This window comes from Chroococcidiopsis sp. CCALA 051, from assembly GCF_003015105.1.
GTDB lineage: Bacteria > Cyanobacteriota > Cyanobacteriia > Cyanobacteriales > Chroococcidiopsidaceae > Chroococcidiopsis > Chroococcidiopsis thermalis.
In genome coordinates, this window is record NZ_PYCI01000058.1 from 14,899 (window position 1) to 38,012 (window position 23,114).

The following is a 23,114-nucleotide window of genomic DNA, read 5'->3' on the forward strand; positions in this document are numbered from 1 at the left end:
CGAGAAAACGCTAGGAAAGTTTAAGGCGATCGCGGTTGACTCTACATCTGCTTGGGGTAGATTATTCTCAGTAATGCAGTATCTGTATTTTGACTACTTAAGGCTGGCGTAACAATAAAAAAGATTTAGAAAGAGAGTTAGAGCAAGAAATTATGTTTCTACCCCAAGGTCCAAAAACTCCACCGCTCGTTCAACTGTTACAGTGGATTGCTAATCCCTTTGCTTTAATGGAGTCTTGCGCTCAACGTTATGGTGACTGGTTTACTCTCAAGGTAGGTTTAAATTATCGTCCCCTGGTCTATGTCAGCAGTCCCCAACTGTTACAGGAGATATTGACCAACGACCATTACAAGCAGTTTGACGCACCTGGAGAGATCAACGGCATTTTCGCTCCATTATTAGGGGATTTTGGAGTCATCATGCAAAGTGGCGATCGCCACCGCCGCCAGCGCCAACTGATGGTTCCACCCTTTCATGGCGATCGGATGAAGGCATACGGTGAAATCATTACCGAGATCGCCAAACAAGTCACCAGCCAATGGAACCCGAATCAGCCTTTCTCTGTGCGGGATTCCATGCAAGCTATTTCCTTCAATGTCATTTTGCAAGCTGTTTTCGGTTTGAGGGAAGGAGAACGCTATCGACAGATCGAAAAACTCCTCTACAACATGCTGGAGTTAACGAACTCGCCCCTCAAAGCTAGCCTCTTATTCTTTCCCTTTTTACAACGAGATTTAGGTGCATGGAGTCCGTGGGGGAACTTTTTGCGTCAAAAACAACAACTCGATCGACTACTACATGCTGAAATAGAAGCACGTCGCGCCAATCCCGATCCCGGGCGTACCGACATCCTCAGCTTACTCATGGCGGCGCGGGATGAAGCCGGAGAACCGATGAAAGATGAGGAACTACGCGATGAATTGATGACGCTGCTTGTTGCAGGTCACGAAACCACGGCTACAGCTTTGACATGGGCATTATATTGGATTCACAAACTGCCCGAAGTCCGGCAAAAGTTGCTGGCAGAACTTGACATTCTAGGCGATACACCAGACCAAAACGCGATCGTGCGACTGCCCTATCTCAACGCCATCTGTTCTGAAACCCTGCGGATTTATCCCGTGGGAATGCTTACTTTTCCGAGAGTCGTGCGATCGCCCGTTACTCTTTTAGGGCAACAGTTAGAACCAGGTACGGTATTAGTAGGTAGCATCTATCTCGCCCATCAACGCCAAGACCTTTACCCCGAACCAAAGCAATTTAAACCAGAACGCTTCCTAGAACGGCAATTTTCTCCTTACGAGTACTTACCCTTCGGCGGCGGCGTGCGGCGCTGTATTGGTGCAGCTTTTGCCCTGTTTGAGATGAAACTCGTCTTGGCTACCATCCTATCTAACTTAGAACTCTCGCTAGCCAACAACCGCCCCGTACATCCCGTAAGGCGAGGTTTAGTCTCAGCCCCTACCAAAGTTGAAATGGTTATGACTGGACGGAGAATTGAGGGAGACAAGGAAGACAAGGGAGAAGTTGCAAGTCGCAAGTCGCAAGTCGCAAGTCACAATTAATTCCGAATTCCGAATTCCGAATTCCGAATTCTGCTCACGCACCACTTACCGAATATCTCGATACAGTCGCTTTAAATATGTGGGAGAAATACCAAATCCCCACAAAAAACCGACATATAGATATATTGCTGTTGCTTGCCAAAATCCCCAACGGGCAACACGGCGATCGCTACTTTGGACGATGCGATTGACTTGCCGGATGCGCCCTTGCCGCACTAATTTCAAGCAGAAATCGGCTTCTTCCATAATTGCCAGAGTGCGATCGAAGCCACCACATTGCCAAAAATCAGTTCGACGACAGAAAATCGCCTGATCGCCGAATAGTAACCTCAAACCCTGAAAAAATAAGTGGGGACGAAATAGTAACGGCGCGTAATAAGTTTTGAGAAAATTGTGCAGAGACATCCACCAACGAGTTTTGGAGGAACCTGCCATGAGGGAAACAAAACCCCCACCTGCAACTCCAGGATCTGCCAAAGTCCGCTCGATTATTTCAACGAGATCGTCTGGAACCCAAGTATCGGCATGGATGAAACAAAGAACTTCTCCGCTGGCAGCTTTTGCCCCTTGGTTCATTTGAATTGCACGCCCTCGCTCAGTACAGAATAAAACTTGCACTCCCGCAGCTTGAGCGATCGCAACCGTACCATCTTCGCTACCACCATCGACAACTAGCACCTCCCATGCTGGAGGATCGAGTATGCTTAGCTGTCGCAGAGTACGTCCAATACAGCTTGCTTCATTCAACGTTGGAATAATAATTGAAATCCGAATCACAAGAAAAGGGAGTAGGGAACAGTTGTCAGTTATTAGTGGTAATTGGTAATTGGTAATTGGTAGTTGCTCCCTGCTCCCTACTCGATCGCTCCCTATCTTTGAATTATCGGTCGTTCCACCGAGTCGCGGAAGCGCTGGACTTCATCTGTAAAGCCGATGGGTAGTACGACTTCTACGTTTTCGTGTGGGCGCGGAATGATCACCCAGGATTCAAGCGTACCTCCGTATACATTTTCTACTGCCTCAATTCCTGCGGCAACGGCGGTTTTGACTTCTTGGACATCACCGCGCACGTTGACATTAAAACGAGCGCTACCAACTCGAATATAACCAACTAAAGTGACTCTTCCGGCTTTAACCATTGCATCTGCTGCGGCTAACACAGCAGGAAAACCCTTCGTTTCAATCGATCCAACTGCCTGTGGCACTGGCTATCTCCCCAAATAGATCGTGTCAAGAATTTGTAAGTATAGAGCTTAAGAAATACATTCTATAAATGCTCATCCTATATTTTGACAGAGCGAAAGCATTTTGTGTCATCTCTTCTTTGTCAATAGATATTTATTCCTAATTTTGACAATAAGCTCTGACAGGCGATCGCGTCGCGCCCTCACTTTCTATTGCCAGTCGCCTTAAAACGTGCGGAACTGCTCTACTTTTTGAGTGTATTGAATTGGTAATACCGTTTCTATGTTTTCTGTCGGGTTGGGAATGATGTAGTGAGCGATGACTTGAGCGCCAAACACTTCTTCAGCAGCCGCAATTCCCGCTTCTACAGATCTATTTACCTCTGCTACTTTACCGCGAACCGCGACTAAAAACTCTCCCTTTTCGGCAATCCCATAGTAAACGAGGGTGACTTCGCCTGCTTTCACCATTGCATCTGCTGCGGCGAGTATGGCTGGAAAACCCAAAGTTTCAATGACTCCTACTGCTGCTGGCACGATCGCGACTCCTAGATCAATTGCATCAATGCATTTTATTGTAAGTGCCGCGATCGCAAAATTGACGATTGGCGATCGCCCAAAGCTAGATGACAAATATCCCACCTCGAAAAAACTCCGAGATGGGAGTAACTTTTTTTGCAAAGTTAAATTAATCTCTGACGCTCTTTTTACAATCTAATGCAAGGAGCTTCGACCTTGAAGATTGAATTTCAAAGTTGCCTTCTGGCAACCTAGTTATCTCTAAGGTTTTTCTGCGTATCCGTATGGTGTTGTAGCTGAGTTACAACATTGTATACTTCCTGATCTTTTGGTGCTTGAGATTCAACAATCCCTTCTGTAGGACCTGCGATCGCCTTCCATGCAGGAAAACCGCCTTTGAGTTCCGATACATGCTCAAATCCTGCTGACCGGAGACTTTGAGCAGCTTCAGCAGTTTGCTCGTCTGTTTCACCGTAAACGTAGATATCGCGGCTCGGAGCTAAGGAAGATTTTGCCCGTTCAGCTAAACTTTCCATTGGCATGGGCATAGCTCCCATGATATGACCGTCGTTATATGCGTTTCGAGGGCGCACGTCAAGGATGGTAAAAGCAGGTTCTCCCCATTCCAAGCGCGATTTCAGTTCGTGTACGCCCGACTGAGCTTTAATCGGAGGCTCAGGTGGAATCACCCCTTGCATAAGATTATCTTTATCCATTAGGCTTCCTCTCTTTACAAAACTAACAGCAATGTACCAAGGAAAACAAACCAAAACGATCTTTCTTTAGCAAGAACTTTTTTACATTCATTCTAAAGATAGAATCATGGAAAACATTTACTAGCGACTTCTCTTCATTTAGAAGTAGAATCTACGGCATAGATAACAGCCAGTATCGCGAACCAAATTGGAGCTAATTCGCTATTTAAGCTAATAAAATCATACTTCGTCACCCTTGAGAAATAATCCCAGAAAATATTCATAAAAAGGGGTAAGGGAGGTAATTGGTAGTGCATCAAACACTTCTGGCTTCCGAATTCCGAATTCCGAATTCCGACTTGTCTCCTCACTCCTCCGATAGACTAGATCTTATGAAATCTGGGATTCTACCTTTACCTACTGAGGTCGTACATTTAATCGCGGCTGGAGAAGTTATCGATTCTCTGGCTGCTGTCGTGCGGGAACTCGCAGAAAACTCTCTAGATGCTGGAGCAACGCGGGTAGTTATTTATCTCTATCCGCAACAGTGGCGCGTTCGCATTGCCGATAATGGCTGTGGCATGGATTTGGAGAATTTACAAGCGTGTGCTACTGCCCATAGCACCAGCAAAATTCGTAGCTGTGAAGATTTGTGGCAAGTTACGAGTTTGGGATTTCGTGGCGAGGCGTTACATAGTTTGGCTCAACTGGCTGAATTAGAAATTTTGAGCCGTGCTGCTGCGACTGGTGAGGGATGGCGCGTGAGATATTGCGATCGCGGCGAAGTTCTAGAGACAGAAACAGTGGCGATCGCTCCTGGTACAGTCGTCACAGTCTCTAATTTATTTGCAAATTGGGCAGAACGCCGTCAGGGAATGCCTTCTCTGAGTCAACAAACCAGAGCGATCCAAAATACAATTCAGCAAATCGCCCTGTGTCATCCTCACGTCACCTGGCAAGTCTGGCAAGACGATCGCGAATGGTTTACCCTCTCCCCAGGAGCAACTACCCAGCACTTAATCCCACAAATTCTACGCCAAGTCAGTTTGAGCGATTTGCAATATCTTAAGGTTGAAGTGCCAACTCCTTTTGAGGGAGCAGGGAGCAGGGGAGCAGAGGAGCAGAGGGAGAATTTAATTCCGAATTCCGAATTCCGAATTCCAAATTCTCACTATTCATCCCTTCAATTGGTTCTGGGTTTACCGGATCGCTGTCATCGTCATCGTCCAGACTGGGTGAGGGTGGCAGTGAACGGTAGAATGGTGAAGTTTGCAGAATTGGAACAAACGATCTTTGCGGCGATGACACGGACGTTACCCCGCGATCGCTATCCAGTTTGTTTTCTCCATTTGAAAGTTGCGCCGTGGCAGATCGATTGGAACCGCCAGCCAGCGAAAACCGAAATTTACCTACATCATCTGAGTCATTGGCAAGAACACACGGCAGGCGCTATAGAACAAATACTGCGGCTCAATAGTAACAGCGTGTCGGACTCGGCTCATAATACACGAGTTACTCAACTCATTAAAGTTGCGGAAGAAAAAGGCGTATATAGTACGAGTCGGGCGATCGCACAGGGAGACAAGGGAGACAAGGGAGACAAGGAAGACAAGGGAGACAAAGAAGTTGAGGGGGGATCGACTCTACACCCTACACCCCACAACGCCAGTTGCTTTAACGGAGGGAACCTCCGCAACGCACTGGCTCCCCTACACCCTTTTCTGAAAGCGATCGCCCAGGTACACAACATGTATATCTTGGTAGAACATCCTGGTGGGATGTGGTTGGTGGAACAGCACATCGCCCACGAACGAGTATTGTACGAGCAACTGTGCGATCGCTGGCAACTCGTCCCCCTAGAACCGCCAGTGATTCTGAATCATCTTTCGCTGGCTCAAATAGCTCAATTACAGCGTTTGAATTTAGAAGTCGAACCGTTTGGCGATCGCTTGTGGGCAGTCCGTAGCGCCCCTGCAATGCTGGTACAGCGCGACGACTGCGCCGATGCCTTAGTAGAACTAAGTTTAGGTGGCGACTTACAAGCGGCTCAAGTTGCGACTGCTTGTCGCTGTGCCATCCGCAACGGTACGACTTTGAGTTTAGAAGAAATGCAAACGCTACTCAATCAATGGCAGCGTACCCGCAACCCCCGTACCTGTCCCCACGGTCGCCCAATTTATTTATCGTTAGAAGAATCGGCTTTATCGCGTTTTTTCCGCCGTCACTGGGTGATTGGTAAAAGCCACGGAATCTAAGCAAGTGTTTTGCTTCATTCTTAAACGCAATCGAACAAAGATGGATACTTCACCATCCCGCTAACTCCATTTAATGCCCCAGGTACGAGTTCCAGTACCATAAATGCTTCATCTGGAACAGAAAAAGGCGATCGCAATCCTTTATCGATCGCAGGCACAAAACCAAAGCGACTGTAGAAGTTCGGACGACCCAGAACTATCACAATTTTGTATCCTAAAATCTGACACTGTTTCAACCCTGCTCTGACAAGTTGAGAACCGACACCTTGATTTTGAAACTGAGGCAGAACAGCTAATGGAGCCAAAGCTAATGCTATCACATCACCTTGAGGACTAACGATCGCAATTTCGCTAAATAAAATATGCCCGACGAGGCGATCGCCTTCAACTGCTACTAAAGATAGAGCAGAGTTAAAATTAGGTAAGTAACGGATATTCTCAACTAATTTCGCTTCATTTTCTTGACCAAATGCAAGCCGATTAATCTCGAAAATACCAGCATATTCTATAAAATCCTCAGAACGAACTATTCTCATAAGTTCCATTTAAACAAAACATAATATAAGTCAATTATTTCCAACGCAGCGCTCCTTGCTATCTCTCTATTTTTCATTTCCGTAATAAAATGTAAACATCCTAATTACTCTTTGCGCCTACTCTTCGAGAACGCTCCGCGTATGCGTCTTTGCGCGACATAATTCTTCCACTTCCAAACTACAAATAGTTCTATTGTGTCCTTAAACTAGAAATAAAACCTTTAACTCCAAAATTGTTAGATTTGCTTATGTCTGAAGCCATCCCCAACTCCATGACTGATGTAGCCGAACTCCTCAACCAATATGCGGCTGGAAAACGAGACTTTACAAGCATAGAACTTGGTGCAGTCGATCTTAAAGCTACCGATTTGAAGGGCGCAGACTTAAGTTATGCCGAACTAAGTGGAGCCGATCTAAGTGGCGCAAACTTGAGAGGAGTAGACTTAAGCTATGCTAACCTCAACGAAACTAACCTCAATGGAGCCAATTTACGCGGAGCAATTCTAATTGGTACAGATTTACGTCACGCCAAACTCGAAACAGCAGACTTACGCGAAGCAGATTACGACCCCGATACCACCCACTTTCCCCCAGGATTTGACCCCATACAAGCAGGAATGCGATCGGATCGCCTCAGCTAATATTCATCAGTAATGACAAATGACCAATTACCAATCATCAAGGAGATAATCATGGATCTACAAGGTAAAAAGAGAATCGAAGCTGTTTTAGCGATCGCGGGTTATGCTGCTAGTGGCGGTGCTGTATCGGCTCTCCCTTCTCCAGGCGTAGAAATGCCAAAACAGTTTGTCTTAACTGCTGCTGATATTGGCATGTACACCTTAATTTGGAAAATCTATTTTGAGGAAGATCTATCGCAGAAAAATCTATTAGAAATATTGGCTGAGTTAGGTATGGTTACTATTGGTGCGGTGGGAACAGCCTATGTCGTTGCTAAAGTTAGTACGGCAATTTTAAACGAAATTAACGATTGGCTAGGACCTGTGGGATGGGGTGTCAAAGCTGCGATCGCAGGTTCTCTATCGAGTTTATTTGGATTGGGTTGGATGCTCTATTGCGATCGTCTCTACTCACAAAAAGAAGTAGCTTTTTAGGCTTTAATTTTCAAATTTTACAACTAGGAATTTTTGACTGCTTTAACAGTCACTTTCTTGCGAATTTTAGGACTTTTATCTCGCTCTCGCAACCATTGTAAAGAAACAATATTTAACAATAACCCATTCACAAATAACAAGACAATCGAAACAATTTGATGCCAAACAATCGGTTGTACCGAGAGATCGAAGACGATGTGAATAAAATTTATGACAGTGAACAGAACTGTCAGGCAAAAATGTATGAGTCTATATCGTCTCGAATTATTAAATGCAGTCACTACAATTGCGATCGCTGGTAAGACAAACATGCCTAACATTAACCATGACTCGGATGCCGGCATTTTTCCCTGAGTATCAGGCATCATTACATTTTCACCATAAAGCAGCGGCATTAAAGCTAACTGCGTGTGAAAAACTGTTCCGAATAGAAATACTATCCAAAGAGCAATTATTTTTCCTTGCTTACTGATGCTCATATATCGGGTTTGTGGGTTAGAGGTTAGGACAGTGACCAGTTCGACAACGACTAGCGATCGCAATTAAAAACCTTGGTAACTAGTATCTGATAATTGCTAATTGTACAGACGTTACATGTAACGTCTGTACATTGACAATCGGTCACTGCGTCCATTCTCCCTCCTAACAGCTAACAACCCAGGAGAGATAAACTATCTTTTAATCAACAGCTCAGAAGTGTTAGCTCGATTCCAGACCGATTGACCTGTAATCAATTCAACCGCATCCATACCGTTACCAATGACTCCTGGGACACTGGGATATCCAGCACTAGCACCAACGAAGAAAAGATTTGGCAATTCAGTTGTATATCCTAAACGATTCAAACCGACTTGCTTGGGGATTAACTTCGCACCGTAAATGTTTCCTTGTGGTTGTCCGAGATAATATTCGCTAGTGGTGGGAGTTCCAGAAATCTTCATACGAGTATAAGCATTCACGTCAGGAATCAAATCTCGCACGCTTGTCATCATATCTTGATAAAATTGCCGTTTTTTCGTCTTGTAAGCTTTAAGATCTGTTGAGTGCAACTGTTTAAATGGTTCGTAGGGACACACGGTAGCAATTTCTAATACGTGATGTCCTGGCGGAGCCATACCACCTGCTGGAGATTTCATCGTAGGACAAGAGAGAAAAATCCAAGGATGGTGTAAGTCACCCAGCAATTGTTGGCGATAGGCTTGATTTAAATCGCCATTGGGATAATACCAAATATTCCAATTGCCAATCCCATATTTTTCTGGCTCAAAGCGGCTATCTAAACCTAAATAAATATTAAAAGCACTAGCAGAATATTCGTAACCAGTCAGGCGTTGACGCTCCCGATTACTTAATTCTTCGACAGTTTCCCGCATTAAATGTAATGTTAACTTGGGGTCTAAGTCGCTGATATAAGCACGAGTAGCCTGATAAGTTCTACCTCCAGCAATGACTTTTTGTACTTGACGGTCTTCAACTTCGATATATTCTACGGGAGTTGAAAATTGCACGACGCTACCACCAGAGGTAATGGCTGCAACAATCTCATCAACCAAGTGTTTGAAGTGGTGCTGAGGGTAATAGGCTCCTTCCGAGTAATCCCATACTAAAGAAGTATGAGTAAAAAGCGCAATTTCCTCGGGTGGCAAAGCATAGTCTCCGCTTTGTCCTGCTAATATCGTTTGTAGTTTGGGTGACAAACCGACACGATTGTAGAGATCTTGTAGCGTCCAATTTCGCCTTACAAATAAATTCCAATACTTGGGTAACTTCAACCAATCTGATAGATGGCGATTGTACCAACGGACTTCTTGAACTAGGCTGCGAATCTCTTGGTGTATTTGCTTGATTTCGTCACAATAGCGATTAATTGGTGTGGCTTGCTCTGGAAAAGTTGAGAGCAAACGCTGACGTAGGTTTTCCCAACCTAAAGGAATTTTAAAATCAATTTCTGGAGCAATAACGCGATCGATGCAATCGGGATTGAGGGAAACAAAGGGGACATCCCGCTCAATGTAATTAAGAAATTGCGCGATCGCCTGACCCGAGCCACACTGGGAAATATAGTGAACGTCTGCACAAAATCTATATTCCCCATAATCAAATGTATGACAGCATCCTCCCGCTAAGTAATGCTGCTCCAAAACCACAACTCGATATCCTTGTCGAGTCAAACAAGCGGCAGCTGACAGTCCCCCTAGTCCAGCTCCCATAATGACAAAATCGAAGCTTTCCATATCAGACTCTCCCCGAAATATGTCTACTTTTACACTAAGTAGAAAAGTTGAGAATCTTGTGAGTTTGTTTCAACCGAATGAAGTTAGTTGAACAAATATGTACAAAGTTAAAAGTCAAAAGCCAAAAGGAGCCAGTGCGTTGGGCGGCTCTGCCGACTTAAAGCAACTGGCGTTCAAAATTTGGCTCTTACTATCACCATAACAAATGACAAATGATTAATTATAAAAAAGTTCCGCACTCACCACCATAGAACGTGCGGAACTATATCAGCGCAAAGGCGTAGCATCTACCAGTCACACTACCGTCATTCACAGATGACTCAGATGACTTGATATTTAATATAGAAATAGAATTTGAGGAACTTGTGAGGAAACAGTTGTCAGTGTAGAGACGTTACATGTAACGTCTGTACAAAGTTATCAGTCAGCAGGGTGAACAATGCCCACCTCTTCATCCCCTTCTTCCTTCATGATGTTATGAAAGCTGAAATTGCGCTTCATCTTTGGGATCGACTCTGGCAACAATACCGTGATAGAGTCAGCTACGCTCAAGTTTACAAACAAATGATTTTACAAGCAGGTGGTACGATTGCCAACGACCATATTGCTTTTCGTTCGCTGCGGTTAAATATTGATACGCCCGAAGGAAAACAGAATTTAGGCATTGAGTATTTAGCTAGTGTTGCTGAGGCGTTGGGTTACACAGCAGCGGGAGAATATATTTTTCCAGCCCAGAATTTATATGCTCGCCACTATCGACACCCAGAACAGGAACAGTTCGATCTACCCAAACTATTCATCAGTGAATTGATTGTAGAAGAATTACCAGAGGCGATCGCATCTCTCATCTATCAAACTGTTAGCGATGCCTCTCTAGGGTGGGCAATGCCCTCTAATGCAACTAATCCAACCGATATAGAGCAAATTATAAATCGACTCCAAGGCGTATTTACCCGTCCTTGGTTGCCTCCCAAAAAATCTGTGGTAGAAGAAGTTAATCGAGTTACCCAATATGGAGCTTGGGTATTATTACATGGATATGCAGTCAATCATTTCACTGGCTATGTCAACCGTCAGCACACTCTACAATATCCAGATATAGAGACTACAGCTAACGGCTTAGCTACTTTGGGAGTACCGATGAAAACCCAAATTGAAGGTAGCTTAGAAGTTGGTTTGCGTCAGACTGCTACTCATGCAGTGAAAGAGATGGTAACAGTCATAGATGATGTGACTGGAGAATTAATGCAAATTCCTTGGACTTATGCTTATTATGAAATTGCCGAACGCTACCCAGTAGAAGCAGCGGGAAAGAAAGTATTATTCGATGCATTCTTAGGACAAAATGCCCAACATTTGTTTGAAATGACCAGGAAGGTATCTTCATAAAAGCAGCCAAAGACAGCGAGATAAATTACGTTTTTGGATGTTAGTTAGCAAAATTGATTTTGCCAATTTAATCGCACTAGCAATCGAGCTTTGCCAACCGGAATATTGGGCTTAACATCATCGAGAGCATTAAATTTACGCCTTAAGAGAGATATTTTAGCTCGGAAGTCAAAGTCTATCTTTGAGATACTTTTAATTATCGGCGAGCGTGAAATCATTGCAGTAGAGGTAAAAAACTAAATTGTAGAGATTTTAGCCATGACAGAAGCAAAGCGGCGGCTTGGATTTGAACAAGAGTTTTTCCTCGTCGATCGCACTGGGGCAATTTCTCATCGTGCCGATGAATTTTTATCGCGCTGTCAAGCGATCGCAACTGAAAAAGGCAGCAATCCAGATTGTTTTGCACCTGAATGGGTTAAGCATATTGTTGAAATTAATACAAACCCGGTCAATTCAGTTACTGAACTCACTCAAGAGTATTTTAGTAACCTGCAAATAGCAATCCAGGCGGGGCAAGAATTGGATTTGAGACTCTATCCCTTGTCTACTTATCCCTTGCATGTCATGCCGATAATTCGTAATAAGCTATGGTATCACGTTCAACTGCGTACCGTAGGTTACGATCGCTTCTTGCACGCAGGCAGGTGTACGGGTACGCACCTACATTTGGAAGTTGAACCAGGGGCGATCGATCCGCGTATAGGAGTATCGTACGACGCTACTTTAGCAGCCAAAGCAGAAATCTTGAATCTCTTCAATCTAGCGACAGCGTTCGATGCTGCACTGATCGCGCTTTCCCGCGCTTGTCCGTTTTACGAAGGACGGGGAATGAATGTTTCAGCGCATACCGTACATTATCGCGGACGAAATATTTTTGGCTGGGAGGGAGTTTACACCAATCTGCAAGCCGTGGGAGGACTTCAGCCTTACGTCCATAGCGTAGAAGAATTAGTAGAGTTGCAGTTTGGGCGCTATCATGCTTGGTTGGAAGCGATGGATCGTGCTGGAGTAGAACGCCATCTGTTTTATGAGGCGGGAGGTAGCATGTTAAAAACGGCATGGAATCGCGTCCGACTCAATAAAATCGGGACGATCGAATTGCGCGGTACAGATAGTAATTATCCCGATCGCATATTAGCGATCGCAACTTTAGTAAGTAACGCTGCCGCCAGAGTCAGACGCGAGAATTTAACCGTCAGACCAAAAGCAGGCGTTAAGACTTTTCAATTAAATGGCGATCGCTTAGAAGTACCAGAATTTGAATATTTAGATAACGATTTACTTTATGCAGCCGTAACGGAAGGAGTGAAAAATTGCGAAGTTAAAGATTATCTCGATTCCTTATTTGAATTTGCGACTCAAGACGGTGAAAATATTAATTTATTAACTAAATTTCGTTCCGATCTCGGTGAATATGAAACTACAGAAGCGGAACTTCTGCAAGAATTCCCAACCTCCACAGGCGAAATTTCTCTAGATGAAGGATTGAGACTTGTACGCCAGTCGTGCGACAAGTTAGAACAGCAAGTTTTTAGTGTTATCGATCGTTAGTCATTGGTCATTCGTCATTGGTAGTTGACGGTTGACTGATAACTGATAACTTTGTACAGACGTTACATGTAACGTCTCTACACTGATAACTGACCTCACGATGCAAATTTAACCGCAGGTGATTTAACACCCCGCAACACGTCTAAAAAAGTAAATACCGCCGGAGTTAGCAGCGTATTTGCTAGCACAGCTACTCCAATGATTCTTTCTAATGGTACTGGCAAACTACACGCATGTACGGCTGATGGGATTGGTTCTGCTGCTAGCCGTGGCATAATTGTTGCGCCTAAACCTTGTAATACCATGCTGACAACAGTAGAGTCTTCGTTAACTTGGTAAGCAACCTGATGATCGATCCGAATACTTGCGCTTAGCAGGTGGTTGCGAAGCGTGGTAAAACACGCATTATTGGTACTAGGAACGATTAAAGGATAAGCAAATAATTCTTCCCAAGTACACTGATTCTGCCGCAAATTAGCAGATGGTGGTAGTAGAGCGACATATTCATCCCGCAAAATTTCCCAAGTCTCAAATTCCGCACTGGTAGGGAGGTGGGTAAAGCCTACATCAGCTTGACCTTCCCGCAAAGCTTTTTCTACGTCCAAGTGGTCGAAATGTTCTAAGATGTCGATCGCAATTCCTGGACTACGACGGCGAAATTGGGCGATCGCAGACGGTAAGATATGGGTAGCTGCACTCCGTATACAAGCAACTCTGACGCTACCACTCTGCAAGCTTTTTTCTGATTTGGCTGCTGCAACCATCTCTTCCAATAGCTGCAAGATTTTTTCAGCATAACCGATGACCTGTTCTCCTACAGGTGTGGGAGATGCGCCTTGCCGACCGCGAGAGAATAATAAGATGCCTAATTCATCTTCTAATGATGCGATCGCGTGGCTGACTGCTGATTGAGACAAATCCAAGCGTAAAGCCGCTTCACTAAAATTACCGTATTCGGCTACTGCCAATAATGCTCGCAGTTGGGAGAGTTTGATCTGACTATTGCTAAGCTCTAGCATGGCTTCAACGATAAATGATGAATGAATTTGGCTCAATGCCACCCATTCATAACTTACCTTATTTTCGAGCTATCGATTTTATTCATACAACTATGCATAGATTGCTTTGTCATCAGAATTAGTAGTTGTTAGATTAGATTTGTGCCGCAAAACAAAGACTTATTTTTACTTTCAATTACCTTGAACTATGAAAGCTAATTGTGATTACTTAATTTCCCCTGGAAATGAAACAACTGACCGTAAATCTCAAACTAAATTTATTGTGGCAAAGCCAAACGACTATGCCAAGGTTTCCAAATTTTTTCAGCACTTATTTGCTTGGTTATTTCAAAGCAACGAACTACAAGTAAAACAACGCCGCGATCGCCAAGGCAATACATGGTGGCAAGCATTCGATCCAAATACAAATGAGTCAACAAGCTTTGGCTCTGAAGCAGAAATGCGTTCTTGGATCGAGCAAAGATATTACCGCTAATTTTGTCAAAAAACTGTAATTAATTTAGGAGAATAACATGAGAGACACTTCTTATCAACACACCGATCGCGCACCTGTTAGCCACAGACAGCAAGCCTACAATTTTGCTAAAAAAAGCTATCGTTCCGTGCAGCATCTAATTGTCGAATTCTGGAAATTCAGCAACTATTATGCAGAATATAAAGCCAGAATGAGAGGACAATAAAAGCGCGATCGCACTAAAAATAGATTTCATAACCCCCTCTTTATGCTTTTTTAAAGAGGGTTATTAATTTTTACCTTCTTACCAAAGAAGCAGAAATAAAAAAGCTTAAATTTAACTCTTGAAGAATGATAAAGCCCGACTGCATGAGGAATTGCCTCAACTAAAATCATTGGGTGATTTCCGTACTACAACAGCATCTTATAGATTACACTTAAGAACAGACCTAACGAAGTTAGTAACTTATCTGTATCTATGGTACTTAACACCCCTAAGTTTCAGCAGGCGATCGAAACGGTAGAAGCTTTATCAATCGACGAGCAAGCAGTGTTGCTAGAAATTCTACACAAAAGACTTTTACAACAACAGCATGAGCAACTGTTGCAGGAAGCCATAGCAGCAGAACAAGATGACGCTCAGGGGAATGTAAAGAGTGATTCAGCCGGAGAATTTTTAGCAGAAGTGGACAATTTTTTACTGAGAATTGCACCTAGAAGTAAATCCAAAAATGCTGAATCTACTTTCTGAATCTATCGCTTTAATGCTAAAGTTAATCCATCAGCAATTGGTACTAAACTTAAGGCTATTCTTTCATCATGATGTAATTTCTCATTGAGCGCTCGAATTGCTCGAGTACTTCGATTTTGAACTTGAAAATTAGCCACATCTCCACCCCAGAGAACGTTATCAATTGCAATTAATCCACCAGGACGAACTAATTGAAGCGATCGCTGGTAATAGCAGTCATAATTTTCTTTATCTGCATCGATAAAAGCAAAATCAAAAGATTCTGATTGTCCCGATGCCAATAATCGATCTAGTGTTTCTATTGCTGGCGCTAAGTGCAAATCTATTTTGTTAGCGACTCCAGCCTGCTGCCAATAACGCCGCGCTATATTTGTGTATTCTTTACTCACATCGCAAGCAAATATCTTACCATGAGCAGGCAGCGCTAGAGCCACAGATAAAGAACTATAACCCGTAAATACCCCTATTTCTAAAGTTTTTGTTGCTCCTAACAATTGAACTAGTAAAGCCATAAATTGACCTTGTTCGGGAGCAATTTGCATCATTGCTGCGGGATGATTAGCTGTTTCTTGACGCAACTGAGATAAAATTTCTGGTTCCCGTAGAGAGACAGATAGAAAGTAATCGTAGAGGCGATCGTCTAAACCAAGAGATCTTTTTTGCATAATTGACTGCTCGATAGAGTCATTCACAGTTTATACTAACTCTAGAAAGTTTCATATACCTAGAGTTCAATTGAGTTGCTGTCTCTTGTCGCCCACGAATGCAAGTTCTATGTGCCGAAAATTACCGCTCGTTTTAATTGGAATCTTGCTAATATTTCTGACAGCATGTAGTAGCACTCCAATCGTAATCCCAAACGAGCGACTGGTGCAAAAAGCTTTAGCAGTTCAATTATCTCAAATACAACAACAAATCAGTCAGAAACTCCACCTATCTACACCACTTAAACTAGAAATCGATCGCCTGCGAATACAAGAACAGCAACAACTCAAAATTGGTAACTTACCAGCATATCGAATTATCGGAACTTACGATCGCACCTTACAAATCTCTCAACGACGGATAACGCAAGAAAATAATCCATTCGAGGTCTATTTACAACTTCAGAAAGAGGGGAAAACTTGGCGTTTAGCAATTCCTCAAACTACTGATGAAGATAAAATTCAATCTTGGCGTACTTATTTAATTGATGGGTGGTAGTTGGTAGTTGGTAATTGGTAATTGGTAATTGGTGAAAGGCGCTCTTGCGCTCTTGCGAGTGATACATTTTGAATGCGTGAATTCCGAATTCCGAATTCCGAATTCCGAATTCTCCTTACTCCCTGCTCCCTTAATTACGACTTACGACTTACAACTTACGACTTATAACATGGCATTATGTTATACGAAAACGGCTACAGGAAAGGAAAATAATGCGCCGACAACGCTTGTTCCTACTACCGATCGCCTGCATTGGTATAGTTGGCTTAGGAATAACTGGTTACAGTCTCACTACCCAGACTAACGCTCACACTCAAACAATTGCCCAAGATACGCAAGCACCACTACGCGAACCAGATGTCGTCTACGTACCTACACCTCAAGAGACGGTAGACGAAATGCTCAAAGTTGCTAAGGTGACTAAAAATGATACGCTCTACGACCTTGGTAGTGGCGACGGACGCATCCCAATTACTGCTGTACAAAAATATCAAGTGAAAAAGGCAGTTGGGATAGACATCAACCCAGAACGGATTAAAGAAGCAAAGGAAAACGCTAAAAAAGCAGGCGTAACAGACCGCGTAACGTTTCTCAATCAAGATCTGTTTAAGAGCGACTTCAGCGATGCAACTGTCGTGACGCTTTATTTGTTGCCCGAACTTAATGTTAAGCTCAGACCGCAGCTATTTAAACAGCTCAAACCAGGAACTCGCATCGTGTCTCATGCGTTTGATATGGGCGATTGGAAGCCAGAAAAAACCTTGCAGACTCCTGGTGGTTCTACCATTTATTACTGGGTAATTCCTAAAGAGATTCCTAAGAATTTAGGTGACGGTTAAATTTAATGGCGTTACACGCTGCGAAAATTAGGATTTCGTAAAGTAGGGGCGCACAGCTGTGCGCCCCTACCTAATTTTGCGCCCCTACCAATTTTGTGTATTCCTACCAATTTTTATGAGGATTTCTCAAACTATACTTCACCACCTCGCGATCGATTTCTGGGTGAACGTACTTTAATTCAAGCATTAACCCTGCTTTTTCCATCACCCGACTAGAAGCTCGATTTTCTGCCAGCGCAGAAGATACGATGCACTGAGTCCCTAATTCGGCAAAGCTTTTTGTGACGAGGGCGCGAGAACCTTCAGTGGCATATCCTTTCCCCCAAGAAACTCGACGCAAACGATAGCCTAATTCGATTTCATCAGCATGGAAGAATTTTGAACTAACATTAAATTGACTATCTAATGCCGGTCGTAAATGAAACCAACCGATGAATTCTTGACTAGATTTTTCAATAGTTGCCCAAAATCCATAACCCGGATATTGTTGATAATAGTGCATCCACTTTGATAAGACATTGTTTTGATAATTTTCGTAACTTTTCTCTAGAGGCTCGCCACCTTTGATAATACCTAGATCTACATAACGAATTACTTCAATATCGCTATCTAAATCTAATAAGTTTTGCGCATCATCCAATGTAAATTGACGGAGAACTAGTCTAGGAGTTTCCAAAAAAACTTGCATCAGAAATTTCACCATCGCTGCACTGCGCCTGCAACTAATAATTCTATTCTGTACAAGGCGTGTTCGCTCGTCATAAATAAAGTCTTACCGTCTTCCCCACCAAAGGCGAAATTAGAAATAGCGCTCGGGGTCAAAATTTTACCTAGCAGTAAACCTGTAGGAGAAAAAATGTGGACGCCATCGCCGCAACCTGCATAAATATTGCCATTAGTATCTACGTCAACCCCATCAGCTCCCCAATCATTATTATCAATTTGACAGAGTTTTTCTCCACTAGAAAGAGTTCCATCTGAGTTAACAGTAAATACCCAAATATAGCGATCGCCTGCTGCTGAGTTACCTACATATAGCTTGGTTTCATCTGGAGAAAAAGCAATGCCATTCGGCATACTCAAATCTTGAATAACTACAGTTAATTCTTGTGTTTTTGGAACGTAGCGAAATACGCCATTAAAATCTATCTCTTTAGTTCTATCACCCAAACCATAAGGTGGATCGGTAAACCAGATCGTCCCATCCGATTTAATTTCCAAGTCATTCGGTGAATTGAACCGCTGACCTTGAAAGCGATCGCATAAAATTGTCCAGCGATCGTCTTTATCTGTAATACTTATTGCCCGCGTTTCGTGTTCGCAAGTATAAAGATTACCCACAGAATCAAGCACATTGCCATTTGGCTGATAACTGGGTTTGCGGTAAGTGTGCAATCCTTGAGATTTACTCCAAGATTTATGTTCGTTTGCCCCAGTATCGCTAAAAATAAGTTGCTGATGCTGCTTGTCCCAAACTGGTCCTTCACCAAAAAGCATTCCATCAGCAAGTTGTATCAGTTCGGTATTGGCTGCTAATATGTCTGAAATCTCAGTATTTTGGTTATTAGCGTTCATATTAGAGAGTAGTCAGTAGCAAGTAGAGAGTAGTGAGTAGTGGCTAGACATAAAAGTCCACCTACTTATCAACTACCATCTACCAACTACCAATTACCAATTACCATCTACCAATCTTAATCTTGCATTGCCAGCATCCCAGTTGGTAATGATGGCTTGAGTAATCCATTGAGTAAAGACGCTGGGCGATCGCCATAGGGCCAAGCAAAGGCATGGCGGAAGGCTGCATCTTGACAAGCTTGCAATTCGTCAAAGTCAATAATATCCAACGTCAGCAGATTTTCATACTCAAATGGCAACCGGACGTTGTGCAATCCGGCGTTATCCGTGCAAATGGCAATATCTACCCCAGCATCCAAACAACGATCGAATACCAACTTCAACTGGCGCATGTCCTGTAGAGTTCCCGTCTTTAGATAAGTTGTGGGACAAACCTCTAAACATTGCTGCCTGCTGGCTAAATCTGGTAATAGTTCGGGATGCAGCAGGGGAATTTGGATACCGTGACCGATCCGCATCAGATAGGGCAACAGTTCAGGATAACAACCTGCGGGAGTTTCATATAAGTGTCCCGTAGTATTTAAACCAAGCGATCGCGCGTAGGCATACAATTGCACGAACTCTTCGAGGCGTTCTGCATAATGTCCATCGCCACCAGCGACATCCACAGCACAGACATATTCTCGTTTTTGGGCAGCCAAGTCCACAATTGCCCGATTTACCTCATAGGGTAGCCGCGAATGCATACACAAAATTTGGCTAGTGACAATCGGATATTCGGAAAGTTGGCTTGCTTTACCTACCACGTCAACAATCTCCGCCATCTGTTCGATCCGTTGGGATTGAGTTAAATGCTCTGACGTGCGTAAATATGGCGTGTAGCGAATTTCTAAGTACGCCAAATTTTCAAAAATATACGCCCCACGAATCAAGCGATAGACAAAGTAAGGCAAAGTCTCAATTGTTTGCACGCTCTCAACTAAAGTGTGCAATTCTAAATACTCGTCCAACGTGTTGCGGGGACGGGTATAGAAATCTTCAAACGCAGCATAGTCAGGAAACCGCTCGATTTTGTCGTCAGCGTGACGCTGGAAATAGCGCCAGAGAACGCGAGGCACGACCGAACCCCCCAAGTGGCGGTGCAATTCAGCGTATAGAGCCACAATACCTCTCTTAATTATTCTTAACAATATCTATGGTTATTATCAAAGATAGCAATTTTGTCCAGCAGTCGGAAGTTTGCTGGAATACTAGGAAGAAGTCGTAAGTCGCAATTACTAGCCACTGGTTCCACTAGCCACTAACCACTAGCCACTGATAGTTGACTGTGCAGGGTTTACGGCAGCCTCACGATGGTGAACCAAAAGTTTTCAATCGACTGCACGATTTTGACAAAGCGGTCAAAGTCAACTGGTTTGATAATGTAACAATTGGCGTTGAGATTGTAGGCGTTGAGTATATCTGTCTCAGCTTGAGAAGCTGTCAGTACGATAACAGGAATGCGCTTGAGGTTGGGGTCTGCTTTAATCTCTGCTAGCACTTCTCGCCCATCCTTTTTAGGCAGATTGAGATCGAGCAAGATTATATCTGGATGTTTTGTGCTAGCATACTTTCCCTCTTTTCGCAACAATGCTAACGCTTCTACACCGTCCTCAACTACGTGCAAGTTTACAGACATTTTGCTTTCTTCTAAAGCCAATTTAGTTAACTGCACGTCGCCAGAGTCATCTTCTACCAACAAAATCTCAATTGGTATAAATAGCACAGTAGAATTTACCAGAATTCACAAATTAATAACCGATAACTTTGTAGAGACGTTACATGTAACGTCTCTACAAAGTTATCGGTCAAAGACAAGTCACGCCACTACCGTTAATGTTTTCCTCAACTTTTATACTTTTGACGGAGCTAATGGAGTCTAGTCTTTTGGATTCTTCTATGATTCTCTCTCTCAAGTCATCCTCTAGTAAAGCTCTCTGTTCGTTTAAATCAAAATTGCTGTCGCTGGTGGAGTGCGATCGCTCTGATAGCTGCGTCTCCAAGCTGGGAGGAGACGGCAAAGGATCGACTAACGGTAAGCTAATTTCTACAGTAGTCCCTAGACCGATACCAGGACTACTGAGGGCAATGCGACCCCCCATTAATTCAATTAAATTGCGGGAAATTGCCAATCCTAAGCCAGTCCCGCCTAGCTTGCGGGTAGTAGTACCATCTACCATGGCGAAGGGACGAAAGAGCTTGTGTTGTTGAGCCGGATCGATTCCCAGTCCCGTATCCTCTACAGCCACAGTGACCCAAAATGTAGTACTGCCATCTTGTACGGGTTGGGCAGTAATTTCTAGTTTGATGCTGATGCTGCCGCGATCGGTGAACTTGACAGCATTACCTATAACATTGATCAGCACTTGCTTAAGTTTGGCAGCATCGGCATGAACTAGTAGCGGTTCTTGCCACTCTGTAGCGATCAATTGCAGCCCTTTTTGCTGAATTTGTACCTTTTGCAGGTCGATCGCTTCTCGCAAAACTTGCCGTAAATCGAGGGCTTCCGTGACGACTGAGAGTTTACCAGCTTCTATTCTGGCAATATCGAGCAAGTCATTAATAATACCTAATAAGTGAATAGCTGCCTCATCAGCCCGTGCCAAAAACTCTAGTTCTTCGGTGCGATCGTCGCAGCAGCCGTCGCGGACGAGGCGAATACATCCGATGATGGCATTAAGAGGGGTGCGTAACTCGTGGGAGGTATTGGCTAAGAATTCACTTTTCATCTGGTTGGAAGTTTGGGCTTCTTGCCAAGCGGTTTCTAATTCTGCTGCCGAAGCATTTAGCCGTCCTAACATTTCTTCCAAAGCTTCTGCTAGCTGTTCTACCTCGCGGACTTTGAAATTGTGCGGGACTCGCTCGGCAGCGTGGTGGCTTTGGAGGTTGAGGGCGTAGTCCCGTAGTTTTTCTAAAGGTCTTGCTAAATCGCGGATGATATGTAGTGCGGCGATTAAGGTCGCTACTAACAAGCCGATGGTCAGTACGACAAGGATAACTTTAATTTCTTGCAGTCCGTACAAGGCATGATCCAGACGGGTAACGGCTAAAATCAGCCAGTATCCGTTGGCTCGATCGATCGGACTGGGAATGACGTTATAGCCCGCTAGCAAATCGGGACCGTTGCGGTCGAACGACAAGTGGATAAAATCTTGGCGCGTGCGTCCGGCGATCGCATTTTTGAGCAGATGTTGTAGTTGTCCTGCATCTGGCTCTTGCGCGACGTTGCGTCCAATGCGGTTAGCCATTGGATGAGCTAAAATCGTGCCGTTGCGATCGATTACGACGGTGGAGCCAGCCAGCAATCCTGGTCGATCTCGTTCTCTTTTGTGCAGTGCCGATAATACGTTGAGGCTGTAGGTCAATCGCCCGCTACTGTTGTACACGGGAGCCGATAAAACTAATTGTAGTTGTCCTAGAGAGCGTTGAGGATCTAGCGAGGCGGATAGCTGTAGCGATCGCCGCCCGTCAATTTCGACTAGTGGCTGAACGCGAATCAAAGGTACGATTTCTTGATTTTGCTGCTGTTGCCAAGCGGGATCGGCTTTAGCAGAAGCAATTGGAGTATTACCGCAAGTACTCGCTACCAAATTACCCGTGCCGATCTCAGTCACCTGCAAGCACTGAGTATTTGGCAGCGTTGACGCTAACTGTTGAAGAAACTCCCGAGCCTGTGCAGGCGAACCAGTTCGGATGACGGTGGTTTGACTTGCCAGCAGCAGGTTTGATTTCAGTGCCGCGATCGCGTTGCTGATATTTTCTCCCTTGTTCACCGCACTTTCAGTTAAATTCCAGCGCGCGGTTTCTAGCAAGCTAGAACGTGCTTTCCTGAAAGTCACCGCTTCCCCAATCAACAACACTGGTACGGTCAGCAGCAGTATTCTTGCAAGTAAGATACGGCGAAATGAGGATTGACTGGGCTTAGCCATGGAAGCTCCCTCAAAATAGATGCAAGACCCTCTAGTAATAGCTTGCTAGCAAACAGATTAGTTTTAGCATTTAAATACCATTAAACGCGATCGCTGCCAAGCAAATTCCATCAACACCTTTGTCTGATTTAACAAATCATACAAAACAAAGTTCGAGAATTACGGATGCCGATCTCAATGGCGTTCTTGCTGTTTTCGACATTTTCACAGCATATCTAAAAGCTCTAGCTGCTACCATATATGCTGTCTCTTATACACATCT

25 protein-coding genes are annotated in these 23,114 nt (G+C 43.9%); 11 read left to right on the forward strand and 14 right to left on the reverse strand.

Annotated elements, in window-relative coordinates:
- The first annotated feature begins 152 nt into the window (after positions 1-152).
- Positions 153-1,565: a cytochrome P450 gene (locus tag C7Y66_RS15585; RefSeq protein WP_106546298.1), complete on the forward strand. Its 1,413-nt coding sequence runs from the start codon at positions 153-155 to the stop codon at positions 1,563-1,565.
- 45 nt (positions 1,566-1,610) lie between these two features.
- On the opposite strand, the gene C7Y66_RS15590 is transcribed toward C7Y66_RS15585, so the two are convergent.
- From C7Y66_RS15590 to C7Y66_RS15605, 4 genes are all read right to left on the reverse strand, one after another.
- Positions 1,611-2,342, reverse strand: coding sequence for a TIGR04283 family arsenosugar biosynthesis glycosyltransferase (locus tag C7Y66_RS15590; protein WP_015153323.1), 732 nt, complete (start codon positions 2,340-2,342; stop codon positions 1,611-1,613).
- A gap of 92 nt (positions 2,343-2,434) precedes the next feature.
- Entirely contained in the window at positions 2,435-2,770 is a 336-nt protein-coding gene (locus tag C7Y66_RS15595) for a carbon dioxide-concentrating mechanism protein CcmK (RefSeq protein WP_015153324.1), read from the reverse strand.
- Positions 2,771-2,974: 204 nt separating this feature from the next.
- Complete coding sequence (locus tag C7Y66_RS15600) at positions 2,975-3,286, reverse strand: carbon dioxide-concentrating mechanism protein CcmK (RefSeq protein ID WP_041462378.1); 312 nt, start codon at positions 3,284-3,286, stop codon at positions 2,975-2,977.
- A gap of 233 nt (positions 3,287-3,519) precedes the next feature.
- Positions 3,520-3,984 (reverse strand): rhodanese-like domain-containing protein, encoded by a 465-nt coding sequence (locus C7Y66_RS15605; protein WP_015153326.1) that lies wholly within the window; start codon positions 3,982-3,984, stop codon positions 3,520-3,522.
- A 371-nt stretch (positions 3,985-4,355) separates the two neighbouring features.
- On the opposite strand from C7Y66_RS15605, the gene mutL reads away from it, so the two are divergent.
- Positions 4,356-6,218: a DNA mismatch repair endonuclease MutL gene (gene mutL, locus C7Y66_RS15610; protein ID WP_106546299.1), complete on the forward strand. Its 1,863-nt coding sequence runs from the start codon at positions 4,356-4,358 to the stop codon at positions 6,216-6,218.
- A gap of 20 nt (positions 6,219-6,238) precedes the next feature.
- On the opposite strand, the gene C7Y66_RS15615 is transcribed toward mutL, so the two are convergent.
- Positions 6,239-6,754, reverse strand: a complete 516-nt coding sequence (locus C7Y66_RS15615; RefSeq protein WP_106546300.1) for a GNAT family N-acetyltransferase — start codon at positions 6,752-6,754, stop codon at positions 6,239-6,241.
- Between the two features lie 248 nt (positions 6,755-7,002).
- Between C7Y66_RS15615 and C7Y66_RS15620 the strand changes: the two genes are divergently transcribed.
- A complete protein-coding gene (locus C7Y66_RS15620; RefSeq protein ID WP_106216239.1) occupies positions 7,003-7,395 on the forward strand; it encodes a pentapeptide repeat-containing protein in 393 nt (130 codons plus the stop codon).
- A gap of 51 nt (positions 7,396-7,446) precedes the next feature.
- On the forward strand, positions 7,447-7,869 hold the full coding sequence (locus C7Y66_RS15625) for a hypothetical protein (protein ID WP_106167146.1): 423 nt from the start codon (positions 7,447-7,449) through the stop codon (positions 7,867-7,869).
- Between the two features lie 23 nt (positions 7,870-7,892).
- Here C7Y66_RS15625 and C7Y66_RS15630 read toward each other — a convergent pair whose 3' ends face one another.
- Positions 7,893-8,348 (reverse strand): hypothetical protein, encoded by a 456-nt coding sequence (locus tag C7Y66_RS15630; protein ID WP_106546301.1) that lies wholly within the window; start codon positions 8,346-8,348, stop codon positions 7,893-7,895.
- Between the two features lie 192 nt (positions 8,349-8,540).
- Positions 8,541-10,103 carry an NAD(P)/FAD-dependent oxidoreductase gene (locus tag C7Y66_RS15635; protein ID WP_015153332.1) on the reverse strand — a complete coding sequence of 521 codons (1,563 nt, stop codon included), beginning with the start codon at positions 10,101-10,103 and terminating at the stop codon, positions 8,541-8,543.
- A 477-nt stretch (positions 10,104-10,580) separates the two neighbouring features.
- Here C7Y66_RS15635 and C7Y66_RS15640 point away from each other — a divergent pair, with 477 nt between their 5' ends.
- Both C7Y66_RS15640 and C7Y66_RS15645 read left to right on the forward strand, forming a co-directional pair.
- A complete protein-coding gene (locus C7Y66_RS15640) occupies positions 10,581-11,492 on the forward strand; it encodes a DUF1338 domain-containing protein (protein ID WP_106546302.1) in 912 nt (303 codons plus the stop codon).
- 258 nt (positions 11,493-11,750) lie between these two features.
- On the forward strand, positions 11,751-13,043 hold the full coding sequence (locus C7Y66_RS15645) for a glutamate-cysteine ligase family protein (protein WP_106546303.1): 1,293 nt from the start codon (positions 11,751-11,753) through the stop codon (positions 13,041-13,043).
- A 95-nt stretch (positions 13,044-13,138) separates the two neighbouring features.
- Here C7Y66_RS15645 and C7Y66_RS15650 read toward each other — a convergent pair whose 3' ends face one another.
- Positions 13,139-14,062: a LysR family transcriptional regulator gene (locus tag C7Y66_RS15650; RefSeq protein WP_106546304.1), complete on the reverse strand. Its 924-nt coding sequence runs from the start codon at positions 14,060-14,062 to the stop codon at positions 13,139-13,141.
- A gap of 187 nt (positions 14,063-14,249) precedes the next feature.
- Here C7Y66_RS15650 and C7Y66_RS15655 point away from each other — a divergent pair, with 187 nt between their 5' ends.
- The 3 genes from C7Y66_RS15655 (at position 14,250) to C7Y66_RS15660 (ending at position 15,267) form a co-directional block, all read left to right on the forward strand.
- Entirely contained in the window at positions 14,250-14,537 is a 288-nt protein-coding gene (locus tag C7Y66_RS15655) for a hypothetical protein (RefSeq protein WP_199197454.1), read from the forward strand.
- A 37-nt stretch (positions 14,538-14,574) separates the two neighbouring features.
- The gene (locus C7Y66_RS31135) at positions 14,575-14,742 is read left to right on the forward strand and encodes a hypothetical protein (protein ID WP_158265936.1); all 168 of its coding nucleotides are present in this window, start codon (positions 14,575-14,577) and stop codon (positions 14,740-14,742) included.
- 252 nt (positions 14,743-14,994) lie between these two features.
- Entirely contained in the window at positions 14,995-15,267 is a 273-nt protein-coding gene (locus C7Y66_RS15660; RefSeq protein ID WP_106546305.1) for a hypothetical protein, read from the forward strand.
- A 2-nt stretch (positions 15,268-15,269) separates the two neighbouring features.
- On the opposite strand, the gene C7Y66_RS15665 is transcribed toward C7Y66_RS15660, so the two are convergent.
- Positions 15,270-15,932 carry a class I SAM-dependent methyltransferase gene (locus C7Y66_RS15665; RefSeq protein ID WP_106546306.1) on the reverse strand — a complete coding sequence of 221 codons (663 nt, stop codon included), beginning with the start codon at positions 15,930-15,932 and terminating at the stop codon, positions 15,270-15,272.
- A 109-nt stretch (positions 15,933-16,041) separates the two neighbouring features.
- Here C7Y66_RS15665 and C7Y66_RS15670 point away from each other — a divergent pair, with 109 nt between their 5' ends.
- Both C7Y66_RS15670 and C7Y66_RS15675 read left to right on the forward strand, forming a co-directional pair.
- Entirely contained in the window at positions 16,042-16,470 is a 429-nt protein-coding gene (locus tag C7Y66_RS15670; protein ID WP_106167160.1) for a hypothetical protein, read from the forward strand.
- 212 nt (positions 16,471-16,682) lie between these two features.
- Positions 16,683-17,309, forward strand: a complete 627-nt coding sequence (locus C7Y66_RS15675) for a cyclopropane-fatty-acyl-phospholipid synthase family protein (protein ID WP_039715449.1) — start codon at positions 16,683-16,685, stop codon at positions 17,307-17,309.
- A gap of 103 nt (positions 17,310-17,412) precedes the next feature.
- On the opposite strand, the gene C7Y66_RS15680 is transcribed toward C7Y66_RS15675, so the two are convergent.
- The 5 genes from C7Y66_RS15680 to C7Y66_RS15700 all read right to left on the reverse strand — a co-directional run bounded on the left by C7Y66_RS15680 (position 17,413) and on the right by C7Y66_RS15700 (position 22,852).
- Complete coding sequence (locus C7Y66_RS15680) at positions 17,413-18,012, reverse strand: GNAT family N-acetyltransferase (protein WP_199197455.1); 600 nt, start codon at positions 18,010-18,012, stop codon at positions 17,413-17,415.
- Positions 18,006-18,884: an SMP-30/gluconolactonase/LRE family protein gene (locus tag C7Y66_RS15685; RefSeq protein ID WP_106546307.1), complete on the reverse strand. Its 879-nt coding sequence runs from the start codon at positions 18,882-18,884 to the stop codon at positions 18,006-18,008. Before C7Y66_RS15685 ends, C7Y66_RS15680 begins: the two co-directional genes overlap by 7 nt.
- Before the next feature lie 116 nt (positions 18,885-19,000).
- Positions 19,001-20,047 carry an adenosine deaminase gene (locus C7Y66_RS15690; protein ID WP_106546308.1) on the reverse strand — a complete coding sequence of 349 codons (1,047 nt, stop codon included), beginning with the start codon at positions 20,045-20,047 and terminating at the stop codon, positions 19,001-19,003.
- A 173-nt stretch (positions 20,048-20,220) separates the two neighbouring features.
- Positions 20,221-20,649 carry a response regulator gene (locus tag C7Y66_RS15695; protein ID WP_199197456.1) on the reverse strand — a complete coding sequence of 143 codons (429 nt, stop codon included), beginning with the start codon at positions 20,647-20,649 and terminating at the stop codon, positions 20,221-20,223.
- Between the two features lie 82 nt (positions 20,650-20,731).
- Positions 20,732-22,852, reverse strand: a complete 2,121-nt coding sequence (locus C7Y66_RS15700; protein WP_106546309.1) for a sensor histidine kinase — start codon at positions 22,850-22,852, stop codon at positions 20,732-20,734.
- Between the last annotated feature and the right edge of the window lie 262 nt (positions 22,853-23,114).